Source organism: Azospirillum rugosum (assembly GCF_017876155.1).
Lineage (GTDB): Bacteria > Pseudomonadota > Alphaproteobacteria > Azospirillales > Azospirillaceae > Azospirillum > Azospirillum rugosum.
Genome location: NZ_JAGINP010000006.1, coordinates 34,586 through 58,511, shown reverse-complemented (window position 1 = coordinate 58,511; position 23,926 = coordinate 34,586). Strand labels below are relative to the sequence as shown.

Here is a 23,926-nt window from a genome sequence, read left to right as displayed (position 1 = left end):
AAATCGTAGGGTTTTATGCGCATTGACAAGGTTTGCCGGTGTGACCCGAAAACCGCCCGAATCGGCGCGCGTCCAAACGACGCGGACGGCCGAACGGGACCCCTCACTCCGTGGTGCCGTCCACCTTTTCGATGAAGCCGGTCAGCAGGCCGGCCCCGCACAGGAACAGCCCGAAGGCGCAGACCAGTTCCGCCACGCTGCGGTCGTGCACCGCCCAGACGAGCGACAGGACGGCGAAGAGAAAGGCCGCCAGCAGAAAGGCGACGTTCAGCGCATCGACAAATTCATGAAGCTGTTGCAGCCACGCCTCTGCGGCGCGGGAGTCCTTGCGGGGATCGGTCGTCATGGCGGCACCGTCCTTTTCCGTTGATGGACGAAGGATTGCCGGAAGACGGACGTCCGAGCATTGATGCGGATCAAGCGCGGCCATCACGGCACAGGCGGCCGGCGACCATTCGGCATCGTCAAGGATAAGGACTTCGGGCTAGTCCATATTGCGCAGACTTGTGTCGTAAAGCTGCTGCGCCAGAATGCTCTTCACAAGGGCATCGACGGTCATGCTCATGTAACGGGCGCGCCTTTCCAGTCTCTTGTAGACGTCGAGCGGCAGTTCGAGCGTGACGTTGACCCTGCTGGTGTTGAGGCCGGCGTGGGAATAGTCCGACATGTTCCCCTCCTTCCCTACGAACCGGGTCACGCCACCATAGGACCGGATCCGCGCCCGGTCCAGGGCGCAGTCCGCGAGGCGCGCTGCGCCGTTGCGCCGCACAACTCCCTCAATTTGGGATGGCTCCGGCCGCCTCACCCGCCCCGGCCGGCCGCCATCGCCGCGTGCACGTCGGCCAGGATCTCGTAGGAGCGCAGGCGCGCCCCGTGATCGTAAATGGCCGAGGCGACCATCAGCTCGTCGGCGCCGGTGCGCTCCAGGAACGCCTCCAGCCCCTGGCGGACCGTGTCGGCCGACCCGACGAAGGAACAGGACAGCATGTTGGACGCCTGCGCCTTCTCCATCGGTGACCAATAGCTCTCGATGTCGTCGATGGGCGGCGGCAGCAGGCCGCGCGTGCCGCGGACGAGGTTGGCGAAGCTCTGCTGCGGGGAGGTGAAGAGGCGCTTGGCCTCCGCGTCCGTGTCGGCCGCGACGACGTTCACCCCGACCATGGCGTAAGGCCGGTCGAGCTGTTCCGACGGCTGGAAGCCGGCCCGGTAGACCTCCAGCGCCTGCATCAGCGCGTCCGGCGCGAAGTGCGAGGCGAAGGCGTAGGGCAGGCCGAAGGCGGCGGCGAGCTGCGCGCCGAACAGGCTGGACCCAAGGATCCACAACGGCACGTTGGTGCCGGCACCGGGGACCGCGCGCACCCGCTGGCCGGGCTGCACCGGGCCCAGCAGGGCCTGCAGCTCCAGCACGTCGCGGGGGAAGTTCTCCGCCGCCTCCGGGTCGCGGCGCAGCGCGCGCAGCGTCATCTGGTCGGTGCCGGGCGCGCGGCCCAGGCCCAGGTCGATGCGGCCGGGGAACAGCGTTTCCAGCGTTCCGAACTGCTCCGCGATCACCAGGGGGGAGTGGTTCGGCAGCATGATGCCGCCCGACCCGACGCGGATCGTGCTGGTGCCCGCCGCCACATGGCCGATGACGACGGAGGTCGCGGCGCTGGCGATGCCGACCATGTTGTGGTGTTCGGCCAGCCAGTAACGGTTGTACTTCCAGCGCTCCGCGTGGCGGGCGAGGTCGAGCGTGTTGCGCAGCGCGTCCGCCGGGGTGCTCCCCTGCGGGACGTGCGCCAAGTCCAGAACGGAAAAGGGAATGGCGTGGTCAGCGGCCATGGGGAATCATCCGATGCTGTCGATGTAGTCCTGCACCGACCTGGCCAGGGCAGCGCCCTCCGGCTCGAAGCGCAGGGCCACGGAGTTGATGCAGAAGCGCACGCCGGTCGGCGGCGGTCCGTCGGGGAAGACGTGGCCCTGGTGGCTGCCGCAGCGGGCGCACAGCGTCTCCACGCGCACCATGCCGTAGCTGTTGTCCTGCAACAGCTTCACATGCGCGGTGTCGAAGGGGGCGGTGAAGCTCGGCCAGCCGGTGCCGGACTCGAACTTGGTGCCGGCCTGGAACAGCGGCAGGCCGCAGAGCTGGCAGCAGTAGGTGCCCGGAGTCTTGTTGTGGAGCAGCGTCCCGCAATGCGGCGCCTCGGTCCCGTGGCTCAGCAGCACGCGGCGCTCCTCGCCGGACAGGCGGGCTTCCAGCGTTCGGCGCTGCTCGGCCGTGGGCGGCGTCAGGTCGAAGCCGGCCGGGGACGTCTGCGGGGAGGCGTGCGGGGTTTCGGATGGAGTCGTCATGGGGCGGGCCCTCTCGGCATGGCGGCCCTTACATATTGGCGCCCCCGCCGCCGATGACACCCGGCGTTCCTTCGCTATCTTCAATGCGCAAATCGAATGAAGGGAGAGACACCCCCATGAGCACTCAGAAGGGCGGCAAACAACAGGGCAACTGGCTGGACCTGACGGCGTCCGACGGCCACCGCTTCCGCGGCTACGAGGCGCGGCCGGCCGGCGCCGAGAAGGGCCAGATCCTGGTGATCCAGGAGATTTTCGGCGTGAACAACCACATCCGCAACGTCTGCGAGGACTTTGCCGCCGAGGGCTACCGGGCGCTCGCCCCCGCCCTGTTCGACCGTGCGGAGCGCGACGTGGAACTGGCCTACGACGACGCCGGCATCCAGCGCGGCCGCGAGATCATGGGCAAGGTGACCATCGACGACGCGCTGAAGGACGTCGCCGCGGGCCTGGCCCATCTGGGCGGCGACGGGGCGGCGGCCATCGTCGGCTACTGCTGGGGCGGCACGGTCGCCTGGGCCGCGGCGCAGCGCTTGGTGGTGCGCGCGGCCATCGGCTATTACGGCGGCGGCATCGCCAACCGCCTGGACGAGGCCCCCCGCGCCCCGACCCTGCTGCATTTCGGCGAAAAGGACCACGCCATCCCCCTGACCGTCGCCGACAGCGTCCGCGACCGCCACCCGAGCGTGATGGTCCACCTCTACCCCGCCGGCCACGGCTTCAACTGCGACGAACGCGCGAGCTACGACGCCGAGAGCGCCGCGCTGGCGAAGCAACGGACGCTGGGTTTGTTGCGCGCGGTGTTCTGAGGGGGCGGGGACGGGAAGGACACGATAGGATGGTCGCCGCGCTGATGAGGGTTGCAGCGCGGCGACCATCGCCTTGTGCCGCAAAACGCTACATAGTAACGGTATTAGTTCATCTAAAGGCGGGAAAGGCACGATCATCTGGCATTTGAACTTTGCCCACCCGACCTGCAAGGAAATTCAGAAGGGGGAATTTGTCCAATCCCCACCTTCTGAGATTTGTTGCTCAGCGCTCACTCATCGCATCACTAGAGAACCAGTCTCGACCAGTCTCGCTGGTTAGCACAGATGCAACGACCTGACCCGACAGTCGACCGTGCCGCGCTTCGTCTACAAGAAGAAGTATCGGCCCATTGATCCCGGTGTTGATATCCTTCATCCGTCGAACAATATCTTCTCCGAGCTCAGTAAGTTTGGCTCCGAGCTCTGGCGTGTCAATGCTGCTGTGAAAGGCAAAAGGTACCGGAAAATACCTTCCGCAGTTCTCTAAGAGTGCGTTGTAAGCAACTCTTGATGGACGTCCCGAAAAATCAAACCTAGCCACATATCGGACATCAAATACAAACTTAGCTTGTAGATCCACAATGGTCCGCAGAAAAACAGGGTTCGTGATCGAGTTTGTCCCTAAAAAAACAACCTCCCTTTCTCGGTCGAGTTTCAGCTCAAGTTGCTTTGGGGCTCGCTTATTACTTTTTGGCTTCGTCTCGCGAGCTTGCTCCTCGTCCGGAACATTCCTGTTCCGTACGAAGGGAACAACCTTGCCATCGTTGGGCTGTGAAGCCATGTTAATGTCCCAGCTAATTTTATTGGTCAACAAGCCGGACCTCTAGATCTGCATAGCTAACCCTATGGAGTTGCCAAGGATTTGAACCTTTTGGGCTCCCGATGCCAAACTTTCCAGTAACCTTGTCCTTGTAAGGTCGGTCTTTCAAGAACACACGCTGATACAATCTCGGCGCAACGCCAATGAATGGTCGGAATAGCACCTTTCCCTTATTGCCAGGCTCACTTTCCACAGACTGCCTACCCTGTTCTGTAGCCCGTTCATTTTGGAACTTGGCAATTCTAGGTGAGTCAAATTCTTCTGGAGACATCCATCCAGACGTCTCAGTAGTGATAGAATCTTTATGCAGATCCAAGGCCCTGCTTTTCGGATATGGCTCAATGTAATGGACCTCGGAAACGCCGGCCGTCACGATATGCCGCGCGCAGTAATGACAGGGGAACGTAGTTACAAAAAGTCTGCTTCCAACGAGGGATGCGCCAGTACGGGCGGCTGAGAGTATAGCATCCATCTCAGCATGAACTGCACGGCTAAATTCGATAAGCCCGCCGAGAGCAGTGCTACGTAGTTTTTTCGTTAGAGCATCGACGCCGGCCACATCCGTTTCACGTGTCTTGCCGGTTGCCGCCTCAATAACCTCCTCAATTATGGCATTCTGAACACGATTGTTACTGCATCCGCCAAAATCGGCAAAGTAACACCGGTTATCATCATGATCATGTCGTTCGCCGTATACACCACCGCCGGCACGAGGAACTTCGTTCGTACCCGTCGCAAGAATGTTTCCAGAGCTATCAATAAGACAAGCACCTACTTGCCTCGAAAGACAATAGCTGCGTAGCTGTGCGGAATAGGCCATGTGCATAGCCGTTTCCTCTATGCGAGGGCGCTTGACTTCGGAATGCGTGATAACCTCGATCAAGCGACCAAACTCTTCATTTAGGAATGGCTTTTCATTCTTCTTGTCATCTTCAGAGTTATCTATGAAGTAGTCCGATTCATGAAAAGTGTCAGTCACATGCTGTCCATGATCACCCTGGTTTTCGCCTGCATCTCTGGACATTAACTTGCGCACCATATCGCGAGCGTGTTTGCCCTGTGTCGCTTGTTCAGGAATGGTATAGAAGGCGTTCAGAAGGCGCTCTTCCCTTTCGCGCTCTTCGCAGACAACCCCAACCAATATGAACGCGTCGCCGTAAACTTCCCGCAATAGACGGACTTCTGCCGGATTTTTGAGTGAATCTACAATGTATGCCCTCGGCATGTTATCAGGAGTCACGGGCTCCGAAGGGTTTACTTTCGTATCCATAAACTCCGCCCGCTTGGCGCGAATAGCCGCAATAGCTTCAAGTGCGATAGCCGCCTCTCCCATCTCACGACGCATCATGTCGCCAAGGTCTTGATAGGCTGTAACCCTGTCGATGGTCTTTCGGTCACCATTCGGAAGAGCCTTGCCGGTTCTTTGCGCCCACTCAGTTATGAGATCGCTCGCCTTAATTCTGCAGAATTTAAACCTATTTCCATCTATGGCTGTAGTTTCAAGCACCTTCATCAGGCGCTCTGCTGCGCGACTGCAACCAGCACCCGCAGGTCCAACTAGGGCGAAAAACAACTCGTTCGAAGACGCTTCTTTGATTGTTTGTTGGGGTGATTGAGCATTTCCAACGCTTCTGGACACTGGAGAGGTGTTGAGATTGACAGCAGTGTTCGACATACAAGTTCACCCAAGCTCTTGACGTGCTCACCCGAGGACAAAGCGTGATATAATTGTCACGTCGGGAGCCGCAACGCGTATCCGTAGCTGGGTAATCGATATCACATAAGCACGGTTGTCTGAAGGTGCATGCATGAGCCGTTCGGCATTTTGATGCGGGCCGATGCCGCCAACCGTAACAAGTGCGGCAACATGCGTTTCGCACTGCGGGGAGAAGGGTTCAGCCCGCCACAAGCGCACTTTCCGCCTTCAGACGCGGAACTGCGAACCGTTACCTGGGATATTGCCTGGAACGAACAAGGGCTTAGCGCGGTAGCGCTAAGCCCTTTAAGAAACTGGTGCCGCAACAGGGATTTGAACCCCGGACCTACTGATTACGAATCAGTAGTTTAGAAAAAGGCGTAACCCTATGATGTTCTATGAGCTCCTACGTTACCCTATACAACATTGATAACACTACGTTTTTTTCTCCAGTTTAGAACACGCCCGCGATGAGGTACGATCTCCTACCATCTGCACCGAGGGTGGGTGGTTGCTAAGTGGTTGCTGCTCGCCGAGTCGCGGTGTACCGTGTCCATGCTGGCAACCACCGCTGCGAGGACGCGATGGCGACGACCCGAATCACCAAGCGCGCCGTTGAGGCTGAGGCGCCCTCCGAGAAGCCGGTGTTCCTGTGGGACGACCAACTGTCGGGCTTCGGGGTGAAGGTGCTCCCCACTGGGCAACGCCGCTACGTTGTCAAGTACCGCGCAGGCGCGGGTGGGCGCGACGCGCAGCAGCGATGGTTGACCCTGGGGACGCACGGCGTCATCACAGCGGACCAAGCGCGCGCGATGGCAACGCAGGCGCTGGCCGCCGTGGCTCGCGGCGAGGACCCACAAGCCAGCAGATTGACCGCCCGGGCGGCCCCAACCATGGCCGACCTGTGGACGCGATACGAAGCGGAGCACCTCCCACGGAAAAAGCTGTCCTCACAGCGCGACGACTTGCAAAAGTGGCGGGGCATCATTGGGCCGATCCTCGCAAGGCGCAAGGTGGGGGAGATAAGCCGAGACGATGTCGCCAGCTTGCACCGTCGTTTGGCCGAAACCCCCTACCAGGCAAACCGCGCTCTGGCCCTCCTTTCAAAGCTGTTTAATCTCGCCGAACTCTGGGGCATGCGGCCCGATAACACCAACCCGTGTCGCCATGTGCGGAAATTCCCGGAGCAGCATCGTGAACGTTACCTGACGAGCGAGGAACTGGCTCGGTTGGGCAATGCTCTTCGCGCGGGGCTCGCCGCACAGACGGAGACGCCGTACATGGTGGCCGCCATCCAGCTTCTATTGCTCACCGGGGCACGGCTCAGTGAAATTCTGACCGCGCAGTGGAGCTGGGTGAACTGGTCTAGCCGCATTATTCAACTTCCCGACAGCAAAACCGGTCGCAAGCCGCTGTTCTTGAGCGAACCGGCCATCAACGTGCTGCGGGAAGTGCAAGCGTTGCCCACGTCAAAGGACAGCCCATACATCATTCGGGGCAGATCAAAAGACCAACCCTTGATCAACCTCGCCAAGCCATGGAAACGCATTTGTGAGCGCGCTGGACTGTCCGATGTCCGATTGCACGACTTGAGGCACACAGCGGCCAGCGTGGGCGTGGCTCAAGGAATGAGTCTTCCCGTTGTTGGCCGCCTTCTTGGTCATACACAAGCGAGCACTACCAACCGCTATGCTCACGTGGACATCGACCCCGCACTCGCCGCCGCGAATCTTATTGGAAACGCGATCTATTCCGCCATGGAAACAATAAAGCACCCAGACGATGATGAAGCGCCTTTTGGCGCACACCCGCCGGATTAGGGTGAGGATTTTATCACGAACTGCAAGGCGCGCTATTGGCACCTGTTGTCTCGGTTGGTTCGGAGTCGCGCCCGATCCTGAGATTCAGGAGCATGAATTTTGGTCCATTGAACGATCCGCTGTTCTGAAAGGCGGTGATCGGGACGCCCGGCGCCATGACGACTTCCAGGATCGCTCCCACAACTCGGACTTCGCACGTGATGTCCTGGCGCGCCTACTGGCACGTGTGCGCTGTGGCCGAGGTAAATCTCCTCGCTCGGGAGTTCATGCGAGGGGATGTCCCACGGCACATTGGTGCGACGGTCGGTTGAGTGCAGATAGCATCCAATGCCGTCCAGACAGGCTCGTTGTGCTGGTCTGCGCAGGCGTTGGTGCAGGCGCGGGCCACTTGTCAAACAAGCCCGACCGAAGTCGTTCGGCCGGGCTTACAGGGCACTCTGAGCTCGCAACTTGCTCTACAGTTTGAGGATGTGCCCCGAGATGCAGATCACCCGTTGACGCCCGAACGGTTTGGGAAGCTTTCGATGGATGTGCTTCGGGCCGGTGGTGTGTCGGGTTGCGTACCCCGCAGTGAGAAGGTCGTAGAAAACCTTATCCGGGTCGCGACCGGCGCACACAATCGTATCGAACACATCCTTCAAGATAAGAATTTCCGGGGTGCGGCAGCGCCGGTTGACGAAGCCCGGCACGCTGTCATAGTCCATGAGGGCGTCGCGACCGTCCGCGTCTCCGAAGTTGGCGATACTGTTGGTGAGATAGGCTCGGACAACATCGACACCGGAGCGTGCGCGGTTGATGCCAGCGTTCAATTCATCGAGCATGGCGCGTTCGTGGCAGTAACGGACGGCCGAAAGGATTTCCTTGCGGGTGAATGGCAGCACGTCGTAGAAAACGGCCAGAGCACCAGCGGTATACACCAGAGCAAAGCGGTCTCCGATGCGCTGGTATGGACCTTGCGCGTTGTTGTGCGGCATGGTTTTCCGATAAAGCGACATCCGCCGCCCCACCCAAGATTTCAGCCATTTCGGACGTTTGGCCAAATCCTCGGCCAGGCGTTGGAGAAATTTGTCGGACGCAGTGCCAAAGTGGGTTTTGGCGGCCTCCTTCAAGGCGTTCGCCGCAGAGGCAGCGTCTGTTTCATCATGCAATGTCTCGAAGATGCCATGCCCCTTTCCAGCATCCGCAGGAATGTCGATCATGCGGGCCATCTGTCCCACCGTGAGCTCGATGTTCGCATCTTTGGCCAACTCCGGGAACGTGACCTCGCTGGAGCTGAAGAACAGGGCGTCCCAAGTGACCGGTTTTTCCCGATCGGGCTGCTTCCTTTTGGCTTGCCCCCCGGTGTACTGGAAAACGGCCTTGGCGACAATTTCGCCCGCCTTGGGACCGCCTGGATTGTCAGCAAGCTTGGCCTCATCTTTGAACACTGGGACGTGCCGGTGCAGCGCGGCTTCCGTATCGACAGCGTTGATCGTCGTGTGCCAAGAGCTGATGAAACCATCCTTGCCGCCGCCGCCCCACACCGAGCCCCAGACGGTCAGCGCCATGGTCTTACCGATGGAGGAGGGACCAGTGAGCTGGAAGCCTCCGCTTTCGACCGCGCAGATGCCCATCAGGGGCGGAGCAAAGGCGAATGCCAAACCAAATACCAACGTGCGGTTTCCACCGCAGGGAAGAGCAACGTGTTCCCGCCATTGCTCATAGCCGCCCGCGCTGCCGTACCAATGATTGGCCGCCCCATCGAGCAGCGCCAACCGTACACGTTTCCTTTTGGGGCCATAGACGTTGGTCGGCAGGCAGAAATTCGCTTCGGACCATCCAACACGAGAGACTACAACATACTCATCAGGCGCAACACTGCTGTCAAGAAGTTCAACAAGAGCACGGCGACGCTTCGACGATCCTGGGACATTGAAACCCGAATGCGCGAGAATATCCATAATGCGGGGCTCGCCTTTGGCCTTGTCCTTGGCCGAGATGAGGGCCTCGACCCGCTCACCTTTCCCGTTTCGGAACTCCGCGACGGTGTAGCGGAGTCCAGTCAATGCGTCGTAGCCGTAGCCGATCACAGTCAACGGCGCCTGCTGGTCGTCGTTGCATGCTTCGGCCTTAGACCTACGGAGTTTACCGTTACCAAGCTCATTGCTACTCATTGAAGAGGCTCCAAGGCAGACGCACGGCTTCCCATGCGCGCACACAACGCACACGGTGCACAGCGAGATGGCGGCTGCCGTAATGTGGGGTTTAGGGAAATAGACGGAGATGCAGTGTTGCTATCTTCCGTTCTTCATTCTTGTCATGGAAGGCTTGAAACAGGTTCTCCGAGCCTCCGTAAGCCGTTCCCGACGATCTTCATCCTCAATTTGTGAGGACAAAATCAGCGCGATCTAGAAAGGGACCAAATTCCAGCCATGCCGACGCACGTTCCGCAGGAACAGGCGGTCAGTCGGCTGATACCGGTCCAGATAGATCATCAACTCTCGAACTTGGGTCGGTTTCATCGGGTATGGCCAAGTGTTCGGCCTGCCCAATCCGTCCAAGAAGCTGTTCCGCTGAAAAAAGGCCGATTTCCATGCGTAGGATGCCGCCTTCACGCCGTTTTTCACTGTCCGCATGCGAATCGGCCGGGGCACAGCGTCGTCAGCGATCAGATGACGTTCCAGTGCCTCTCGGATCGCCTTGGAAGTGGCCCCATTGACGAGGAGGTAGAGGTGGGGAGACCAATGCGGCTCCCACCGCTTCAGCCCATCAATGTTGAAGCTGATGTCCACGGCACCAACCATGAACCGGACATTGAGCCCGGCCCTCTTGATCTGCGTCCGGTATTGATCGATCAGCTTCCTCAAATCCAAGGTGTGAAGCTGGCCCGCTTGCCGTCGATGATCCCGGTTCACCAAAGTGACGCTGAGCACCACGGCGTCATTGTCACCATCCGTGATTTCGGTAAAGGATAGGAGCTTCAAAACCTCGCCGACCCACCAACGGCGGAACCGCCGACCGCAGATCGGACACGCTCCGGAACCGCAACGACGTTGCGGCTTGCACCGCTTCAGTCGCTTTGCGACCCGTCGCGCCGCATTCTCGCCATTCTCCAGAAGGCGAACCAGCTTGTCCCGTCGCTCCCGCACCTGGTCAGCCGTCTCGAACCGTTCCTTCGGTTTCCAATGTTTCGTAAGCCAAGCGACATCGTGTTGGACAGGAGGCAGCGGAAGCCGGTCGGCCCACGATGGAGGCCGCTGCGTTGCCGACGTGCAACCGGTCTTCAAGTTATCTTTGTCCGCCTTGGGACCAGGGGACAGGGAAATCCGGGCGGGAGTGATGCGCATTTTGGCCATCGGTCAGTTCTCCGACGTCGAGCTGCAGCGGTTCGCGTCGATCCACGCCAGCAGATCATCGCCCCGATAGCGCACGGCTTTGCCCAGCTTGATGTACGAAGGACCGCCAAAGCCCTTCAGCCGCCACGCCTCGAACGCTTTCGCGCTGAGGCCAGTGACAGCGGCCACTTGCTGTGTCGTGTAGAGCTGCCCCGGCTCGAACGTCAGACGCTGAGGACAACCTTTACCGGTGCGTGCAACGACCTCCGCATCGTCGGGACAAGGCGACTGTATTGGGCTCTTCGAACCCCCAGCAGGAGGCCGACTCAGCCCTGGACAGCCAGCTGGGACAGAAGCCGTCAGCGTTGTGTTGTGCTTCGCCTTCTCCTTGAAACGAGGAAGAATGGAAAATGGTCGGCTCTGACGAGCCATTTTGGTTTCAGCGGAACGAACTGGGGCGAGCGCACGGGCGCCGCTCCACGGCACCGGTCCGTGGGTCTTCTCCGACATGATGGAACCTATGAGTGAGGAGTGTGGGTTGTGAGGGAGAGGGCGAAAGGAAAACAGGGCGATCTAAGGTCCCTGTCCTTGAACTCTGAGGGGGGCATGGGCTTCGTCTTTACGCGGCTGTGCTCGGTGCACACCTCTTAATGAAAATTAGTGTGCGCCCTGTCCTCACGTGTCCTGTTTACACACTCAGAAGCCGTCATATGGGGCGGCCTCTTTTTTATTTATATTGCCGGTTTGTTTAAGTGCGGTTGATTTGAGAAGTGTCAATTCCTTCGAGGCCGAAGGGAGCGCATCATCATAAGGGTCGTCGAACGGTATTCCGCGAAATGTCCCTCACCAGTCTCCGCACGAGGCGTCGTTCCACGGGCAAGTGGCCTCCTTCTTTCGGAAGCACCACGTCGGAACATTTCTCTTCCACCAATGCCACGCGAGAGGACGGACGCGACCCTTGTACAGGTGATATTGCCCATGAATACCTTTAGGGCCTAAAGGTTTGTGGCAACTTCAGGTGCGCGGCAACGATGGCTAGAAAATTCACTAACGACCCGCATTCCGACCTCGCCGATATGGAAGGCCGTTTCCGAGAAGTCGAAGAAAGTGTGAATAAGTACAGCCGCACAGAGAAGCGCGCGCGCGACCAGTTGTATGAGGCTCTTGAACAGATTTACGACTTCGTGGTTGGTGCCCTCAATGACGATATGGCGAAGTTGAAAGCTTTCGTCCGTCAGAAATCCAGCAAGCGATGGAGCGCATGGGACGACCGCAACCCGTTTCTGCCCGTCGTCAAGCTTGCCTTCGGCGCGGTTGGAGAGGCTTCGCACTCCCAATACGCCAAGGTCCTTCAACATGCATCAACCGTGAAGCCGCCCAACCAGACGCTGTCCGAGTGGCTTAAGGAAAAGAGCGGAATCGAAAAGGCGTACTCCGAGGCGGTGGAAAGCGATTTACAGTCGCGGGGTGCAGATGAGGGGAAGGCTGAACGAGAAGTGCGCATTCAGAGAGGTCGGGCAAAAGCTTCGGCGATGTCTAAATCGGAACCCTTCCGCTTCGTTGGGACTATGGACGTGCAGGAAGGATTTGTCGTTGCCTTGGTCCATGTCGGGAAAGACGGGCTTGCGCGAGTTGTTGATATGTTGGATTACGATGAGGGGCGCCTGGAAAAGCAGCTTCTCAAATATGCCGATGAGGATCGAAATGCGGAGGCGCTGAAGCCTCCGGTCGCGATTGTTGACAACAGCAGCTTGGATGAGGGGGCCCCCTCATCCAAGCTTGTGCATGGACTCTTCTACCTCGTAGGTATTCTGCCGGATGGTGATGAAGGTTTGGGCGTTGATTTACGTCTCATAAACGGTGGCCCAGAGGTTTGCCACAAAGCTGTCCTCGTTGCGCGATCTCACAAAGAACCCCGGGTCGAGACGCTCGTTGTTCTAGATCACCACCTACCTGTGCTGCCCGTTCCTGCGGAGTTTGCGATCAGCGAGATCGGAGTCAGGCACTTTCTTTCTCGACTGAGCAGCCCGGCAGGTTGCTCTATCCAGAAATCGCAATCCAGGCAGTCTGAATTCCGCCTCGTCTGCTCGGAGGCCGGAACGGACGAGCTCCTGCTGCATCTGGTTGAGGAGCCAAGTGTATTGAATGCAGCAATCTTCAAGACCATCCGAACGCGGGAAAAGCAAGCCTTCAAAGTAACGGAGAAGGCCATGGAGAGTTTTTCGCCATACTTTTCTACGTCAGGCACTGGCGGGAGCCATCCAGGAATTGATCATAAATCAACGCCGCACGGGGGTACTATGTTAACCCTCGCTGTCGAAGGAAGAAACTTGACGGGCAGATCGAGGCCAACCGGAGATACACTGGTGTTAGGCGATTTCACTATTCCGCCGGAGAAGTTCCCACACTGTCAAGCTGCGCTGTCGGACTTTGTGCGCATTTACCAAGCATTCCCACCCGACATCGATTCAGTACGGGTGCATATTGTACAACTCGACGATGCAAATATGGTTGTCGTATTTCGATGGGAGGATCGGGAGGTCGCCGTCGCAAGCAGTGCACCAATTCATGTGGCGAATTCAGAACTGCGTGAGCGCGAGAAGTAGCTTCATAAGCTTCTGCGGCCGATTGTGAGGTTCAGCTATGAATACAATGAGCCGCAAAAAAACTCTCTGCCGAATGCCATGAAGTTCGTGGGCATGAACGAAGTGTCGAGTCCATAGCGGCTTTTTGGCGTTGTCTGTGAGGCAAAAACCTGGGAGTACGTGCCTGATAGGCGCGCGGGTGTAGACTATTGAGGCGCGGTGCTGTTTCCCACGTGCAGAGGCAAGAGGTGATCTTGTCAGGAAAGTTGGAGCGGTGGTTCATTCTCCTGCCTCGCGCGAGAATCGGAGTCAGTCAACTCCGAATGCTTTGAAGACTGCATCGATAGGGTCGCTGAAGAACGACGTCTGAAATTTGGTGAACAGTTCGGCCGTTACAGTCGGGATGTCGGCGGCGCTTGACATCGGGATCAGGATGCGCTTAGCACCCGCGTCAAAAGCCACTTGAAGGCACTCGGCAAGGTTTTCAACGGGAGCGACGCTGCCGCCCAGGCTCATGTCCCCGAGCACCACCATTTGGCTCTGAATGGGCTTCCCGAGCGCCCCCGAGCAGAACGCGACGAAGCTCGCCAGAGTCATAGCCCTAGCCGCACCCGTGTTGTGAAGCTCGACCGTGTGCAGGTGGAAATCGTGGTCACCAGCTTTGGCGTGGCCGTTGATCCGCGAAAGGTTGGCTTCCAGGTAATCGAAGGCGACCTTCACCGCCTCCTTTGCAGCCGAGTTCGATCCCAAGCCGGAGGTGGTCAGCTTACCATTGCCGGCCGTAATCTGGGTTTCCAATCGGTACAGTCCGAGGTGGCCGCTGGTACCTGTGGCGATAGAATGCAGGACACCGGGCTTAAGCGGCCCTTCGGGGATGAGTTTGCCGCCACCCTGCTCGGGCACGGTGATCCACCGCTCTTCCAATGTCTACTGGTCGATGTAGGAGAAGTGAACGTCGTAGAATTCCATCCCTCCGATTTTCTTGAGCTGCTCCTTGACACGGCGGCGTGCTTCGAGGGCGTATTCAAGGCAGCGACGAACGGCTTCCTTGTCGTAGTCGCCATGGGGATAGAGGAGCTTCAAGAGACCCGAGACCGTCCGCAAAGCACCAATGGCTTCCGTTCCGATTGGGGCCCGGACATCCACGCCGGCTATCGTTCCGTCACCGGAACGGCGCGCCGGCAAGGCCAGTCCGCCTGGACCGCCATCCGCGACCTCGTGGACGGAAAGTTCGTCGTCGCTTAGCCGATCACTGGCCGATCACGGGCGGCCGGCCCGGTGAGCAAACACCGGTGGGGTCCGCCACCTCCTCCTGGTCCACGCCTGCTCCCTGCTCGCCGCCCAGCGCGGGGGTATGGGCATAATTGATTTGGCTCCTGATCGAACTGTGGCGCACCCGGCGCAAGGCGCCCAAGCCCGATCTCCAGACCAAAGCGCAGGCCGAACGTTTTCAGAATTTCAAACTCACCCACGCTGCGCTGCCTGAAAGCCTTAACTGCCCGTGGTTGCCGGTCCAACTACTGCTCCCCTAATGCTCCCTCGAGGACACGTAGCACCGCAGGCGCCGCAAACGTGCGGCTATGCAGGTTACCAGTTAGCTCAACAAGTATGCCCGCCCCGACAAGCTGTTCTATTCCTTTGTACGATGCCGCGCGGTTTACCATCAGGAGGTTCGTGAGCAATCTAGCCGTCACAACAGGATAGGAAGGAAGGAGGTCGAGCGTCCGGTATGCGGCAGAACCATTGCGAAAACCAGGCTGATGTTTCCACAATGCAGGCAAGTCGACAATGCCATGATCTATTTCACTATCTTCTTTCTGGGTTGCCGCTAAGGAATTTCCAATGAAGCTAACGAGGTGGGTCCAATTTTGCGCTTCTTGGGCTCGGCGCAAGGCTGCGATGTACTCAGTTTTTAGCTGCTCGATTTTCTTTGAAACCAAAATCGTTCTAAAGCCGTAGGCAGACAACATCAAAGTAAGCAGTAGACGCCCAACTCGTCCGTTCCCGGCTGCAAAGGGTTGCATAGCGTCGAAGTGAGCATGAGCGATTGCGGCTCGCGCCAGCGCAGCGGCGCTTACAGGGTCTTCCTCTAGCTGCTGCATATATTCGGCCAAATCAGCGAGCCAAGTCTTTATCTGATCAACATCGATACCTTTGCGGTAGATGGGGTTGTCGGCAGATTGGGAAGTATGCATCACAACAATTTGGTGAAGATGGTGGATCAGCTCCACCGTCAGCTCCGTAGGACCGCCTTCCCTGACGACTGGAATAAATCGCTCCAGCGCCAATACATATTGCCTTACTTTATGGACCGACTGAGGGCGGCTCGGCAGATCAGTGTTTTCTCCTCTTGCCTCAAGTGTGAGAAGGTCTTCCAATGTGCAGCGAACGCCGTCCATACGCGACGACGACATCGCTTCAAGCCGGATCAGCATGCGTGCGGCAACTGAGTGTTGCTCAGTCGCAGGAAGCTGGTGCTTGGTTGACGTCAAGGACGCTATCAATCGCTTTGGAAAGCTGTCTAAAACAGTTGCGGGTGAAATGATCGCAGGAGGCGATGCAGATCGTGGCGCAGGTGTAGCGCCCGTCTCTAGAGACAAAGTCGATGGTTGCTGCGGCCAACGGCTTGCGTACACGCGGATTTCTGGCCCCGTAAACAAGGCTCCAGTTTTCTTGTGGATGCCTGCCCGAGCTAATTCTTTAGCAATTTCTTCCCAACGAACCCCAAGACTGCGCGCTGCGTCAATTTCGCTCCTAAAAAGCTTAAGCAAATCAGAATTGGTCAAAGTTTGAGGCCAAGCCGTGGGCGTGTTCGCCCCACCGTGTTGGAGCAGCGCTCTCTTAAATACGGAAGCAATCTGGTGAATATCCATCGCTGGCTTGGCCATTAGATGTTTCTCAATGCTCCCGTTTTTTCTACTTCTAAACAGGTGTGATCCGCTTTCAAAGCTCTTTAGTGCCGCGATCTTCCATGCTTTAGGCCGTACTGGCCTTCCATCATCTGTTTCCATGAAGGAACAAGCAACAAAAAGGGGCGGTGGCCAAAGCCACCGCCCCGTTGTCAGTCGCGAGCGACCTTGGCTTAGAACGCCAGGACCGAGCGGACCAGCACGACGTGCGCATCGTCGTCCGGCTGGGCGCCTTCGAACTTGCTGGTGACGTAGTCGTACTGAGCCTGCAGGGTCAGGCCCGGGGCGACGGTGTAACCGACACCAGCCTCGTAGACACTCAGGTGACGGCTGCCGGCGACGGCAGTCGAGCCAGCGTCAGCACCGAACTTGTAGTTCGCGCCAACCACGAGCGGGCCCGTGGTGTACTGGATGCCAGCGGTGTAGTTGCGCTGGCCCTCGGTGAAGCCCAGCGAGTTCTCGCCCGAACGGTTGTAGTCGATGTAGCTGCCGCCAACCGCGAAGCCAGCGTAGCCGATCTGCGCACCAGCCTGCCAGCCGGTCAGGTCGTTGTAGTTGGTCGCGAATGCTCCCGTACCACGGAGCGCGCTGCCGCCCATGTAACCGGCGCTAGCCTTGACGGTGAAGCCGGCGATGGTGTTGCTATAGTTCGCGCCGACTTCCCAGACGTCCTCGTAGATGCCGGTCTGGAACACGCTGGCCAGAGCGGACGACGTGAACTTCGACCGGTTCATGTCGGTGTTGTTGCTGTCGTTGCGCGGGGTGTAGCTGGCACCCAACTGCAGACCAGCGATACGCGGCGAGAAGTAAACAACCTTGGTCGCATTGGCATCGACGTTCAGCGACGGCCAAATGATGCTGTTGCGGGTCGTGATGCTCGCACCACCGGAGCCGATGGTGTTGGTGTTCAGGGCAGTGCCCGAAACGGTGTTGCCCGGCAGCCAGTTGATGACCTGATCGTACAGAGCCAGCGGCAGGTAGTCCATCGGGCCGGTGATGTAGGTCTCGTCGTTGAACGAGTTGCTCACACCCAGACGGACCTGACCGAAGGCGCCCTGCGCGAAGATGTACGCGCGGTCGGCGTCCACGCTGCGGTCACCGTTGGCAGCGCGGATACGGATGCGGCCACCGTACTCGAGGCCGTTGTCAGCCTTGGCGGTCGGGATGATGTTCACGCGGAAGCGGTTGCGGAACTCGGTCGAACGCGAGTTGGTGTCCAGGTCCTGGCTGACGTAACCGGCTTCGAAGTAGGCGTCGCCACCGACCTTGACCTCGAACTTGGCCTGGGCGTTAGCCGCGCCAGCACCCATCGCCAGAGCAACGGCGGCGCAGCCCGCCAGCAGATAACGGTTCATAGTTGTTGCCTCCATCCTGGCAGCTTTAGTGGCCGATTTGGCCTGTGAACGAGGCCATAGCTACATGCATGCATTCGGTTCGGCAATTGCGTTGGTGCCCTTGGGCAACAAAACGTAGGGGGTGTGGCGCTAAAAACACATCCTGTCTCGGCAGGTCTGACGCCGGCAGGGGCGCAAACATGCTTCGCTTTCCCGTGTTGGTGTAGGCTTTGTGTGGCTTTGGAGCGGATATAAGATGTTCGGCGCCGCGCCCCACGGACGTTGCATTGTATTCCAGCATTTCGCCGCGTTAGCATGAACGACCGACAAGATGATGTTCAGGCCGCATTGAGCTCACATGAGTGAACCCAGGTGCACGATCTAGTTCTGGGGTTGGGTCGTCGCGGTCGCCAAAGCGCACATCGCGCTGGTTGTTTTCACAACAGCTCCGGAGCCGGGCTCGCTGCCGTAGGTGTCCAACCGCGGGCACGGCGCCGCGCAGGAGCTTATCGCCGTCCGGTGCGCGCCAGAACGTCACCAATGCCGGTCCCTTGCCGGGCCAAGACAAGCTGGTGCTGCTCAACATCGTCCACCCCTTGGCCGCCAACAAGGCCGAGTTGCTCCGGGTGTCGTGGAGCCGTGCACCGGTCTGCTCCTGCGCGTTGGCCGCCGCTCATCACCAAGGCCAAACCGAGGGCAATCAGAACGCGTATACGGCCGCGTTGCTGCGGTGATCCTCTCCGCCCGTACCCGCAGCCGCGAAGGTCAGGAGCGCCCTGGGGCGAGGCCCGTGAGTTCTCAAATGGGCACCAGGTGTGAAGTTTGCTTTTTGAGGGCAACCACTTTAGAACCCCACCACGTACCATGAGGCCCGTTTTCCCGTGATTGCTGGGTGGTTGCTAACACCCAACAACTAAACACCTACGGAAACGGGAAAGGCCCCGAAAGGCGTTACCTTTCAGGGCCTTAGAGTGGTGCCGCAACAGGGATTTGAACCCCGGACCTACTGATTACGAATCAGTTGCTCTACCCCTGAGCTACTGCGGCGTCGACGTCGTTTCCGTCGTCGTGGGCGCGGAACATAACCGCATGGGTCGGGGGATGCAAGAGGACTTTTTTCGGGTGCGTGCGATTATCCGTGCTGGGCGATGACGTCCAGGAAGGCCTCGGCGTAGCGGTCCAGTTTGCGGGCGCCGACGCCCGGCAGGCGGGCGAAGGATTGGCGGTCGCGGGGGCGGGAGGCGACCATTTCCAGCAGCGTGCTGTCGTGGAAGATGACGTAGGGCGGCACGCCCTGGGCGCGGGCCAGTTCGGTGCGGCAGTCCTTCAGGGCGTGCCACAGCGCGTCGTCGGCGGGCGACAGCGTTCCGCGGGCGCCGGCGCGCGACACGCCCTCCCCCGACAGGGCGCCGGAGGAGGCACCGCCCCCGCCGCGCGAGACGTGGCGGCGCAGCGCGTCATGGACGCCGCGGCGCTTCTCCACGATGGGGTCCTTGCGCAGCTTGACCGTGGTCTGGCCCTTGATGACCGGGATGCCGGCGTCGGTCAGGCGGAAGCCGCCGTAACCCTCCAGGTCCACCGTCAGGTAGCCGGCGGCGACGAGCTGGCGGTAGACCGACTGCCACTCCGCCTTCGACAGCTCCTTGCCGCAGCCGAAGGTCTTCAGCGCGTCGTGGGCCTGCTGCGCCACCTTTTCCGTGGAATTGCCCAGCAGCACGTCGATCAGGTGCCCGGCGCCGTAGCGCTGGCCGGTGCGGTAGACGGCCGACAGGGCCTTCTGCGCGGCGATGGTGCCGTCCCAGGTCTCCACCGGCTCCAGGCAGGTGTCGCAGTTGCCGCAGGGCTCCGCCAGCGTCTCGCCGAAATAGTTCAGCAGCACCTGGCGGCGGCAGGAGGACGTCTCGCAGAAGCCGAGCAGGGCCTCCAGCTTCGACCGCTCCACCCGGCGGTGGGAATCGCCGGCCTCCGACTGCTCCAGCATCTGGCGCAAGCTGACAACGTCGGCCATGCCGTAGCTCATCCAGGCGTTGGCCGGCAGGCCGTCGCGGCCGGCGCGGCCGGTTTCCTGGTAGTAGGCCTCCAGGCTCTTCGGCGGGTCCAAGTGGCAGACGAAGCGGACGTTCGGCTTGTCGATGCCCATGCCGAAGGCGACCGTCGCCACCATGACGATGCCTTCGCCCTTGATGAACAGGTCCTGGTTCGCCTCGCGCACCTCCGGCGGCAGCCCGGCGTGGTAGGGCAAGGCCTCGCGGCCCTGCTGGTTCAGCCAGGAGGCGATCTCCTCCACCTTCGCCCGCGACATGCAATAGATGATGCCGGCGTCCTCGGGGTGGTTCTCCCGCAGGAAGGCCAGCATCTGCTGGCGCTCGCTCTTCTTCGGGACGACGCGGTAGGTGATGTTCGGCCGGTCGAAGCTGGACAGGAAGACGCGGGCCTCGGTCAGGCCCAGCTTGTCCTTGATCTCCGCGCGGGTCTGCGCGTCCGCCGTGGCGGTCAGCGCGATGCGCGGCACCATCGGGTGCCGCTCGTGCAGGATGGAGAGCTGCAGGTACTCCGGCCGGAAGTCGTGGCCCCACTGGCTGACGCAGTGCGCCTCGTCCAGCGCGAACAGCGCCAGCTTCGTGCGGTCGAGCAGGTCGAGGAAGCGCGGCGTCACCAGCCGTTCCGGCGCCACGTAGACGAGGTCGAGCTCGCCCCGGACCATGGCGCGCTCCACCTCCCGCGCCTCGGCCGGGTCGAGGGAGGAGTTGAGGTAGGCCGCGCGCACGCCGAGTTCGCGCAGCGCCGTCACCTGGTCGCGCATCAGCGCGATCAGCGGGGAGACGACCACGGTGATGCCGTCGCGCACCAGCGCCGGAACCTGGTAGCACAGCGACTTGCCGCCGCCCGTCGGCATGAGGACGAGCGCGTCGCCGCCACGGATCACGTGGGCGATGATGTCGGCCTGCTGCCCGCGGAAGGCGGAATAGCCGAAGACCGACCGCAGCACCTCGAGCGCCGGGTCGGAGTCCGGATTCCGGGCCGGGTCCGTGGGGCGGGCCTGGAAGGAAAAGAGCGAGTCCACGCCGATGCGATTCTGGAACTGGACGATTCAAAATCTGGTGGCCGGGGTGCGACCCCGAACTCAAGGCCTATGATGTGGCACAGATTGCCCGATTCGGGAAGACGCAATCCGGAATTGGTGGGGGGACAAGCGTGGCGCATCGCCGGATCCACTGCCGATCCGCTGCCCCGGCCGGACGGAAAAGGTCACCGTCGCGGCCGGCCCGCGGCGTGGGGCGGCGGGCGAATCCTCTGGGCTTGGCAGCGCCGCTGCGTATACTGCGCCGATGGCACGCATGCTGTACCTTCGCGACATCGAGGTCGATGTGGATGTCCGCTGCCGCGCCTGCGGACACGAGGGCGTGCTGCCGCGTGCCGCCATGCTCCGGCGCTTCGGGCCCAACTACCCGGTGCTGTCCATCGCCCCGCATTACCGCTGTTCCCGGTGCGATTCCCGCGACACCGAAAGCCGGCCGGCACCCCCGCCCATGACGTTCGCTCCGGCGGCGGAGGTGGAGGAGGCGCCGCCCTCCTTCGCCGGCCCGCTGGCCGCGCTGCAAGGGCTGCTCGACGCGGTGCGCAGCCGCGGGGACGAGGATGAGGAGGAGCATCAGGCTCCCCCTCCGGCCGCACCGGAACCGGCGATCATCGCCCGCCCCCTGCCCTCGCTCGAACTGGAAGACCTGATCGCGGACACCACGCCCCCCGAGGTGACGGGGCGGCGTCCGCTGTGGGAGCCCGTGTCGCTCGCCGACATGGCAGCCGACCTGCGCGAGGAAGATCCCGAGGAGGCGGAGCCCGCCATCCACGAGGATGAGGACCAGGGCGACGAGGACGAGGACGAGGACGCCGCCGCCGATCTCCCCCGCCCCTTCGCCATCGCCGACGCCAGGCCGGAACGCGCCGCGCCGGAGGATGACGACGATCCGGTCGCGCACTTCAACCGCACCATCGCCGCCCTGCGCGGGATGCTCGGCGACGACGACGCACCCCGGGACACGGCGCGGCCCAAGGAGGCTCCTCACCCGGCCGCAGCGGATCGCGAGGACGCGCCGGAGGATGACGAGCCGCCGCGCGCCGTCCCGGGTCCCCTGCTGGCGCGCAGCGATTTCGAGGATGAGGACGAGCCTTCGGAGGACGAGACCGCGGAGGACGAACCTTCGGATGAGGACATCGTCGCCTTCGCGATCCGCGATCCGGAAAAGGCCCCGCCCCGGCGGGAGCGCGTTGCCGTTCCGGAGGAGCAGCCGCTCGACAAGACCATCGCCGCCCTGCGCAACATGGTCCACGAAGCCGCCGCTGATCCCGACGACGAGCCAGAGGACGACGAAGACGATGATGCGCCGGAGGATCTGCCGGACGATTTGACCGCCGGTTGGCTGACGGAACGGGACGCCGACGAGCCCGCCTCCCCCTTGCCGCACCGCCAGCCGCTGTTCGTCGCCGCAGACGACGACGAGGAGGACGATCAGGAGGAGGAGCCTCCCGCCCCGCGCAAGTCCGCCCAGGAAATGGACATGGAGGAGGCGTTGCGCGCCCTGCGCGCGCTCGTCGAGCAGGAGGATGACGACGAGGACGATCCGCTCCCTCCCCTGCCGCCCACCCCGATCCCCCTGCGGGCCGGCCGGCCGACCATGGCCGAACTGATGGAGCAGGCCACGCGGGACGACGAGGATGCGGCCGAGATGGAGGACGACCCCGCCGACCGGAAACCGGCGGCCCTGTTCCCCACGCCCATTCCGCTGGGCGTGGCGCCGGATGAGGACGACGACGAACCGCTCGACCTCGTGGACATGGTGGAGCACCGCCAGCCGGCGCCCGAGCCGAAGGGGGCGCCGAAGGGGGGCGACAAGAAAGGGGGCGACACGGGCGAGTCGAGTTCGCTCGACAAGACCATCGCCGCCCTGCGCAGCATGCTGGAACTGGACGGCAAGCGCGGCCGATAGGCCGTCAGCCGTTTTCCGCCAGGACCGAACCCGCCAGATAGAGCGACCCGCAGATCAGCACGCGCGCCGGCCCGGCCGGGGCGCGTTCCAACAGTTCGGCCAGCGCCGTCGCCACGTCCGGCGCGGGGGCCGAGTCCGCGATGCCGCAGTCGCGAGTCGCCGCCGCGGTGTCCTCGGCGGACAGGGAAGCCTCCTCGCCTGGGATCGACACCGTGCGCGCGGCGGCGACGAAGGGCGCCAAAGGCTCCAGGAACTCCCGTGGTTCCTTGCTCGCCAGCATGCCGTAGATCATCAGCAGCGGGCGCTTGGGGTCTTCCTTCGCCCAAGTCCCGGCCTGAACGGCCAGTGCCTCGCCCGCGGAATCGTTGTGGCCGCCGTCCAGCCACAGCTCCCACCCCGCCGGCAGGCGCTCGGCCAACGGACCGCGGGTCAGCCGTTGCAGGCGGGCCGGCCACTCCACGGCGGCGAGGCCGCGGCGCACCGCGGCGTCGTCCACCTTCACCGGCAGATGGTCAAGACAGGCCAGCGCCACGCCGGCGTTGATGATCTGGTGCGCGCCGGCGAGGCCCGGCGGCGGCAGGTCGATGCGGCGCCGGGGGCTTTCGAAGCGGAAGCCGGTGGCGGTCGGGGTGACGCGCCAGCCGTGGATGGGGGCGCCGACTCTCGCCGCGTGGACCACCAGGGTGCCCATGGCCTCGTCGGACGGCTGCGGGAACAGGACCGCGGGAACGCCCGGCTTGAAGATGCCGGCCTTCTCGCCCGCGATGGCCTCCAGCGTGTCGCCCAGGAACTGGCGGTGGTCGTAGGAGATGCGCGTGATCGCGGTGACCGCCGGCCGGTCGACCACGTTGGTGGCGTCCAGCCGCCCGCCGAGCCCGGTTTCCAGCAGCACGACGTCCGCCGGTTCCCGCGAGAAGGCCAGGAAGGCGGCGACGGTAGTCACCTCGAAGAAGGTGATCGGCGCGCCGGCGTTGGCGACCTCGCATTCCTCCAGCAGGGCGGCCAGCCGGTCGTCGTCGATCAAGCGGCCCGCCACCCGGATGCGCTCGTGGAAGCGGACAAGGTGCGGCGAGGTGTAGACGTGCACGCGCAGGCCCGCCGCCTCCAGCATGGCGCGCAGGAAGGCGACGGTCGACCCCTTGCCGTTGGTCCCGGCCACATGGACCACCGGCGGCAGGCGCCGCTCCGGATGGTCCAGGGCGGCCAGCAGCCGGTGCACGCGGTCCAGCGACAGGTCGATGACCTTGGGGTGCAGCCCCTTCAGGCGGTCGAGCACGGGGTCGGCGCGCGACCCCTCAGGCTTGGTCCCCATGGAACCGACCT

At 61.6% G+C, this 23,926-nt stretch carries 20 protein-coding genes, 1 tRNA gene and 1 pseudogene; 6 read left to right on the top strand and 16 right to left on the bottom strand.

Annotation, left to right across the window (positions count from 1 at the left end; all coding sequences use genetic code 11):
* Positions 1–103 precede the first annotated feature (103 nt).
* The 4 genes from J2851_RS09990 to msrB all read right to left on the bottom strand — a co-directional run bounded on the left by J2851_RS09990 (position 104) and on the right by msrB (position 2,331).
* Positions 104–346 carry a hypothetical protein gene (locus J2851_RS09990; RefSeq protein ID WP_209766125.1) on the bottom strand — a complete coding sequence of 81 codons (243 nt, stop codon included), beginning with the start codon at positions 344–346 and terminating at the stop codon, positions 104–106.
* A 138-nt stretch (positions 347–484) separates the two neighbouring features.
* The gene (locus J2851_RS09985; RefSeq protein WP_209766124.1) at positions 485–667 is read right to left on the bottom strand and encodes a hypothetical protein; all 183 of its coding nucleotides are present in this window, start codon (positions 665–667) and stop codon (positions 485–487) included.
* Between the two features lie 134 nt (positions 668–801).
* Positions 802–1,821, bottom strand: coding sequence for an LLM class flavin-dependent oxidoreductase (locus J2851_RS09980; protein ID WP_209766122.1), 1,020 nt, complete (start codon positions 1,819–1,821; stop codon positions 802–804).
* Positions 1,822–1,827: 6 nt separating this feature from the next.
* Positions 1,828–2,331 (bottom strand): peptide-methionine (R)-S-oxide reductase MsrB, encoded by a 504-nt coding sequence (gene msrB / locus J2851_RS09975; RefSeq protein ID WP_209766120.1) that lies wholly within the window; start codon positions 2,329–2,331, stop codon positions 1,828–1,830.
* A gap of 116 nt (positions 2,332–2,447) precedes the next feature.
* On the opposite strand from msrB, the gene J2851_RS09970 reads away from it, so the two are divergent.
* On the top strand, positions 2,448–3,137 hold the full coding sequence (locus J2851_RS09970) for a dienelactone hydrolase family protein (protein ID WP_209766118.1): 690 nt from the start codon (positions 2,448–2,450) through the stop codon (positions 3,135–3,137).
* Positions 3,138–3,360: 223 nt separating this feature from the next.
* Here the strand turns inward: J2851_RS09970 and J2851_RS09965 are convergent, their stop codons facing one another.
* Together J2851_RS09965 and J2851_RS09960 are read right to left on the bottom strand one after the other, a co-directional pair.
* Positions 3,361–3,918 carry a hypothetical protein gene (locus tag J2851_RS09965; RefSeq protein WP_209766116.1) on the bottom strand — a complete coding sequence of 186 codons (558 nt, stop codon included), beginning with the start codon at positions 3,916–3,918 and terminating at the stop codon, positions 3,361–3,363.
* 19 nt (positions 3,919–3,937) lie between these two features.
* A complete protein-coding gene (locus tag J2851_RS09960) occupies positions 3,938–5,632 on the bottom strand; it encodes an anti-phage dCTP deaminase (RefSeq protein WP_209766114.1) in 1,695 nt (564 codons plus the stop codon).
* A 605-nt stretch (positions 5,633–6,237) separates the two neighbouring features.
* Here J2851_RS09960 and J2851_RS09955 point away from each other — a divergent pair.
* Positions 6,238–7,473, top strand: coding sequence for a tyrosine-type recombinase/integrase (locus J2851_RS09955; RefSeq protein ID WP_209766112.1), 1,236 nt, complete (start codon positions 6,238–6,240; stop codon positions 7,471–7,473).
* A gap of 455 nt (positions 7,474–7,928) precedes the next feature.
* Here J2851_RS09955 and J2851_RS09950 read toward each other — a convergent pair whose 3' ends face one another.
* From J2851_RS09950 to J2851_RS09940, 3 genes are all read right to left on the bottom strand, one after another.
* Positions 7,929–9,626 (bottom strand): DUF927 domain-containing protein, encoded by a 1,698-nt coding sequence (locus tag J2851_RS09950; protein ID WP_209766111.1) that lies wholly within the window; start codon positions 9,624–9,626, stop codon positions 7,929–7,931.
* A 234-nt stretch (positions 9,627–9,860) separates the two neighbouring features.
* Positions 9,861–10,808, bottom strand: a complete 948-nt coding sequence (locus J2851_RS09945) for a hypothetical protein (RefSeq protein ID WP_209766110.1) — start codon at positions 10,806–10,808, stop codon at positions 9,861–9,863.
* Between the two features lie 3 nt (positions 10,809–10,811).
* Positions 10,812–11,297, bottom strand: a complete 486-nt coding sequence (locus J2851_RS09940; protein ID WP_209766109.1) for a helix-turn-helix transcriptional regulator — start codon at positions 11,295–11,297, stop codon at positions 10,812–10,814.
* 521 nt (positions 11,298–11,818) lie between these two features.
* On the opposite strand from J2851_RS09940, the gene J2851_RS09935 reads away from it, so the two are divergent.
* Entirely contained in the window at positions 11,819–13,393 is a 1,575-nt protein-coding gene (locus J2851_RS09935) for a hypothetical protein (RefSeq protein WP_209766108.1), read from the top strand.
* A 288-nt stretch (positions 13,394–13,681) separates the two neighbouring features.
* Here the strand turns inward: J2851_RS09935 and J2851_RS35695 are convergent, their stop codons facing one another.
* Together J2851_RS35695 and J2851_RS35690 are read right to left on the bottom strand one after the other, a co-directional pair.
* Positions 13,682–14,170, bottom strand: a complete 489-nt coding sequence (locus tag J2851_RS35695; protein ID WP_246500571.1) for a S16 family serine protease — start codon at positions 14,168–14,170, stop codon at positions 13,682–13,684.
* 129 nt (positions 14,171–14,299) lie between these two features.
* Complete coding sequence (locus J2851_RS35690) at positions 14,300–14,518, bottom strand: BREX system Lon protease-like protein BrxL (protein WP_307419364.1); 219 nt, start codon at positions 14,516–14,518, stop codon at positions 14,300–14,302.
* Here J2851_RS35690 and J2851_RS09925 point away from each other — a divergent pair.
* Positions 14,480–14,617 (top strand): annotated as a pseudogene (locus J2851_RS09925) (IS66 family transposase); the annotation flags it as partial. The gene J2851_RS35690 and the pseudogene J2851_RS09925 overlap by 39 nt on opposite strands.
* Positions 14,618–14,889: 272 nt before the next feature.
* Here the strand turns inward: J2851_RS09925 and J2851_RS09920 are convergent.
* Positions 14,890–16,260 (bottom strand): Fic family protein, encoded by a 1,371-nt coding sequence (locus J2851_RS09920; protein ID WP_209766107.1) that lies wholly within the window; start codon positions 16,258–16,260, stop codon positions 14,890–14,892.
* A gap of 194 nt (positions 16,261–16,454) precedes the next feature.
* Entirely contained in the window at positions 16,455–17,636 is a 1,182-nt protein-coding gene (locus J2851_RS09915; protein ID WP_209766106.1) for a porin, read from the bottom strand.
* A 551-nt stretch (positions 17,637–18,187) separates the two neighbouring features.
* Here J2851_RS09915 and J2851_RS09910 point away from each other — a divergent pair.
* Positions 18,188–18,349: a hypothetical protein gene (locus J2851_RS09910; RefSeq protein WP_209766105.1), complete on the top strand. Its 162-nt coding sequence runs from the start codon at positions 18,188–18,190 to the stop codon at positions 18,347–18,349.
* Between the two features lie 238 nt (positions 18,350–18,587).
* Here J2851_RS09910 and J2851_RS09905 read toward each other — a convergent pair.
* Positions 18,588–18,662: transfer RNA gene (locus tag J2851_RS09905), tRNA-Thr, on the bottom strand.
* A gap of 85 nt (positions 18,663–18,747) precedes the next feature.
* Positions 18,748–20,679, bottom strand: a complete 1,932-nt coding sequence (recQ, locus tag J2851_RS09900; protein WP_209766103.1) for a DNA helicase RecQ — start codon at positions 20,677–20,679, stop codon at positions 18,748–18,750.
* A gap of 274 nt (positions 20,680–20,953) precedes the next feature.
* Between recQ and J2851_RS09895 the strand changes: the two genes are divergently transcribed.
* Positions 20,954–22,603, top strand: a complete 1,650-nt coding sequence (locus J2851_RS09895) for a hypothetical protein (RefSeq protein ID WP_209766101.1) — start codon at positions 20,954–20,956, stop codon at positions 22,601–22,603.
* 4 nt (positions 22,604–22,607) lie between these two features.
* On the opposite strand, the gene J2851_RS09890 is transcribed toward J2851_RS09895, so the two are convergent.
* On the bottom strand, positions 22,608–23,915 hold the full coding sequence (locus J2851_RS09890) for a bifunctional folylpolyglutamate synthase/dihydrofolate synthase (protein WP_209766100.1): 1,308 nt from the start codon (positions 23,913–23,915) through the stop codon (positions 22,608–22,610).
* Between the last annotated feature and the right edge of the window lie 11 nt (positions 23,916–23,926).

What these genes read in the sequence shown, in the direction of transcription:
- msrB (WP_209766120.1), bottom strand. Translation starts at nt 2,331, where the DNA reads ATGACGACTCCATCCGAAACCCCGCACGCCTCCCCGCAGACGTCCCCG.
- J2851_RS09945 (WP_209766110.1), bottom strand. Translation starts at nt 10,808, where the DNA reads ATGGCCAAAATGCGCATCACTCCCGCCCGGATTTCCCTGTCCCCTGGT.
- J2851_RS09935 (WP_209766108.1), top strand. Translation starts at nt 11,819, where the DNA reads ATGGCTAGAAAATTCACTAACGACCCGCATTCCGACCTCGCCGATATG.
- J2851_RS09980 (WP_209766122.1), bottom strand. Translation starts at nt 1,821, where the DNA reads ATGGCCGCTGACCACGCCATTCCCTTTTCCGTTCTGGACTTGGCGCAC.
- J2851_RS09940 (WP_209766109.1), bottom strand. Translation starts at nt 11,297, where the DNA reads ATGTCGGAGAAGACCCACGGACCGGTGCCGTGGAGCGGCGCCCGTGCG.
- J2851_RS09955 (WP_209766112.1), top strand. Translation starts at nt 6,238, where the DNA reads ATGGCGACGACCCGAATCACCAAGCGCGCCGTTGAGGCTGAGGCGCCC.
- J2851_RS09895 (WP_209766101.1), top strand. Translation starts at nt 20,954, where the DNA reads ATGCTGTACCTTCGCGACATCGAGGTCGATGTGGATGTCCGCTGCCGC.
- J2851_RS09965 (WP_209766116.1), bottom strand. Translation starts at nt 3,918, where the DNA reads ATGGCTTCACAGCCCAACGATGGCAAGGTTGTTCCCTTCGTACGGAAC.
- J2851_RS09960 (WP_209766114.1), bottom strand. Translation starts at nt 5,632, where the DNA reads ATGTCGAACACTGCTGTCAATCTCAACACCTCTCCAGTGTCCAGAAGC.
- J2851_RS09950 (WP_209766111.1), bottom strand. Translation starts at nt 9,626, where the DNA reads ATGAGTAGCAATGAGCTTGGTAACGGTAAACTCCGTAGGTCTAAGGCC.
- J2851_RS09920 (WP_209766107.1), bottom strand. Translation starts at nt 16,260, where the DNA reads ATGGCCAAGCCAGCGATGGATATTCACCAGATTGCTTCCGTATTTAAG.
- J2851_RS09985 (WP_209766124.1), bottom strand. Translation starts at nt 667, where the DNA reads ATGTCGGACTATTCCCACGCCGGCCTCAACACCAGCAGGGTCAACGTC.
- J2851_RS09890 (WP_209766100.1), bottom strand. Translation starts at nt 23,915, where the DNA reads ATGGGGACCAAGCCTGAGGGGTCGCGCGCCGACCCCGTGCTCGACCGC.
- J2851_RS09915 (WP_209766106.1), bottom strand. Translation starts at nt 17,636, where the DNA reads ATGAACCGTTATCTGCTGGCGGGCTGCGCCGCCGTTGCTCTGGCGATG.
- J2851_RS09970 (WP_209766118.1), top strand. Translation starts at nt 2,448, where the DNA reads ATGAGCACTCAGAAGGGCGGCAAACAACAGGGCAACTGGCTGGACCTG.
- J2851_RS09990 (WP_209766125.1), bottom strand. Translation starts at nt 346, where the DNA reads ATGACGACCGATCCCCGCAAGGACTCCCGCGCCGCAGAGGCGTGGCTG.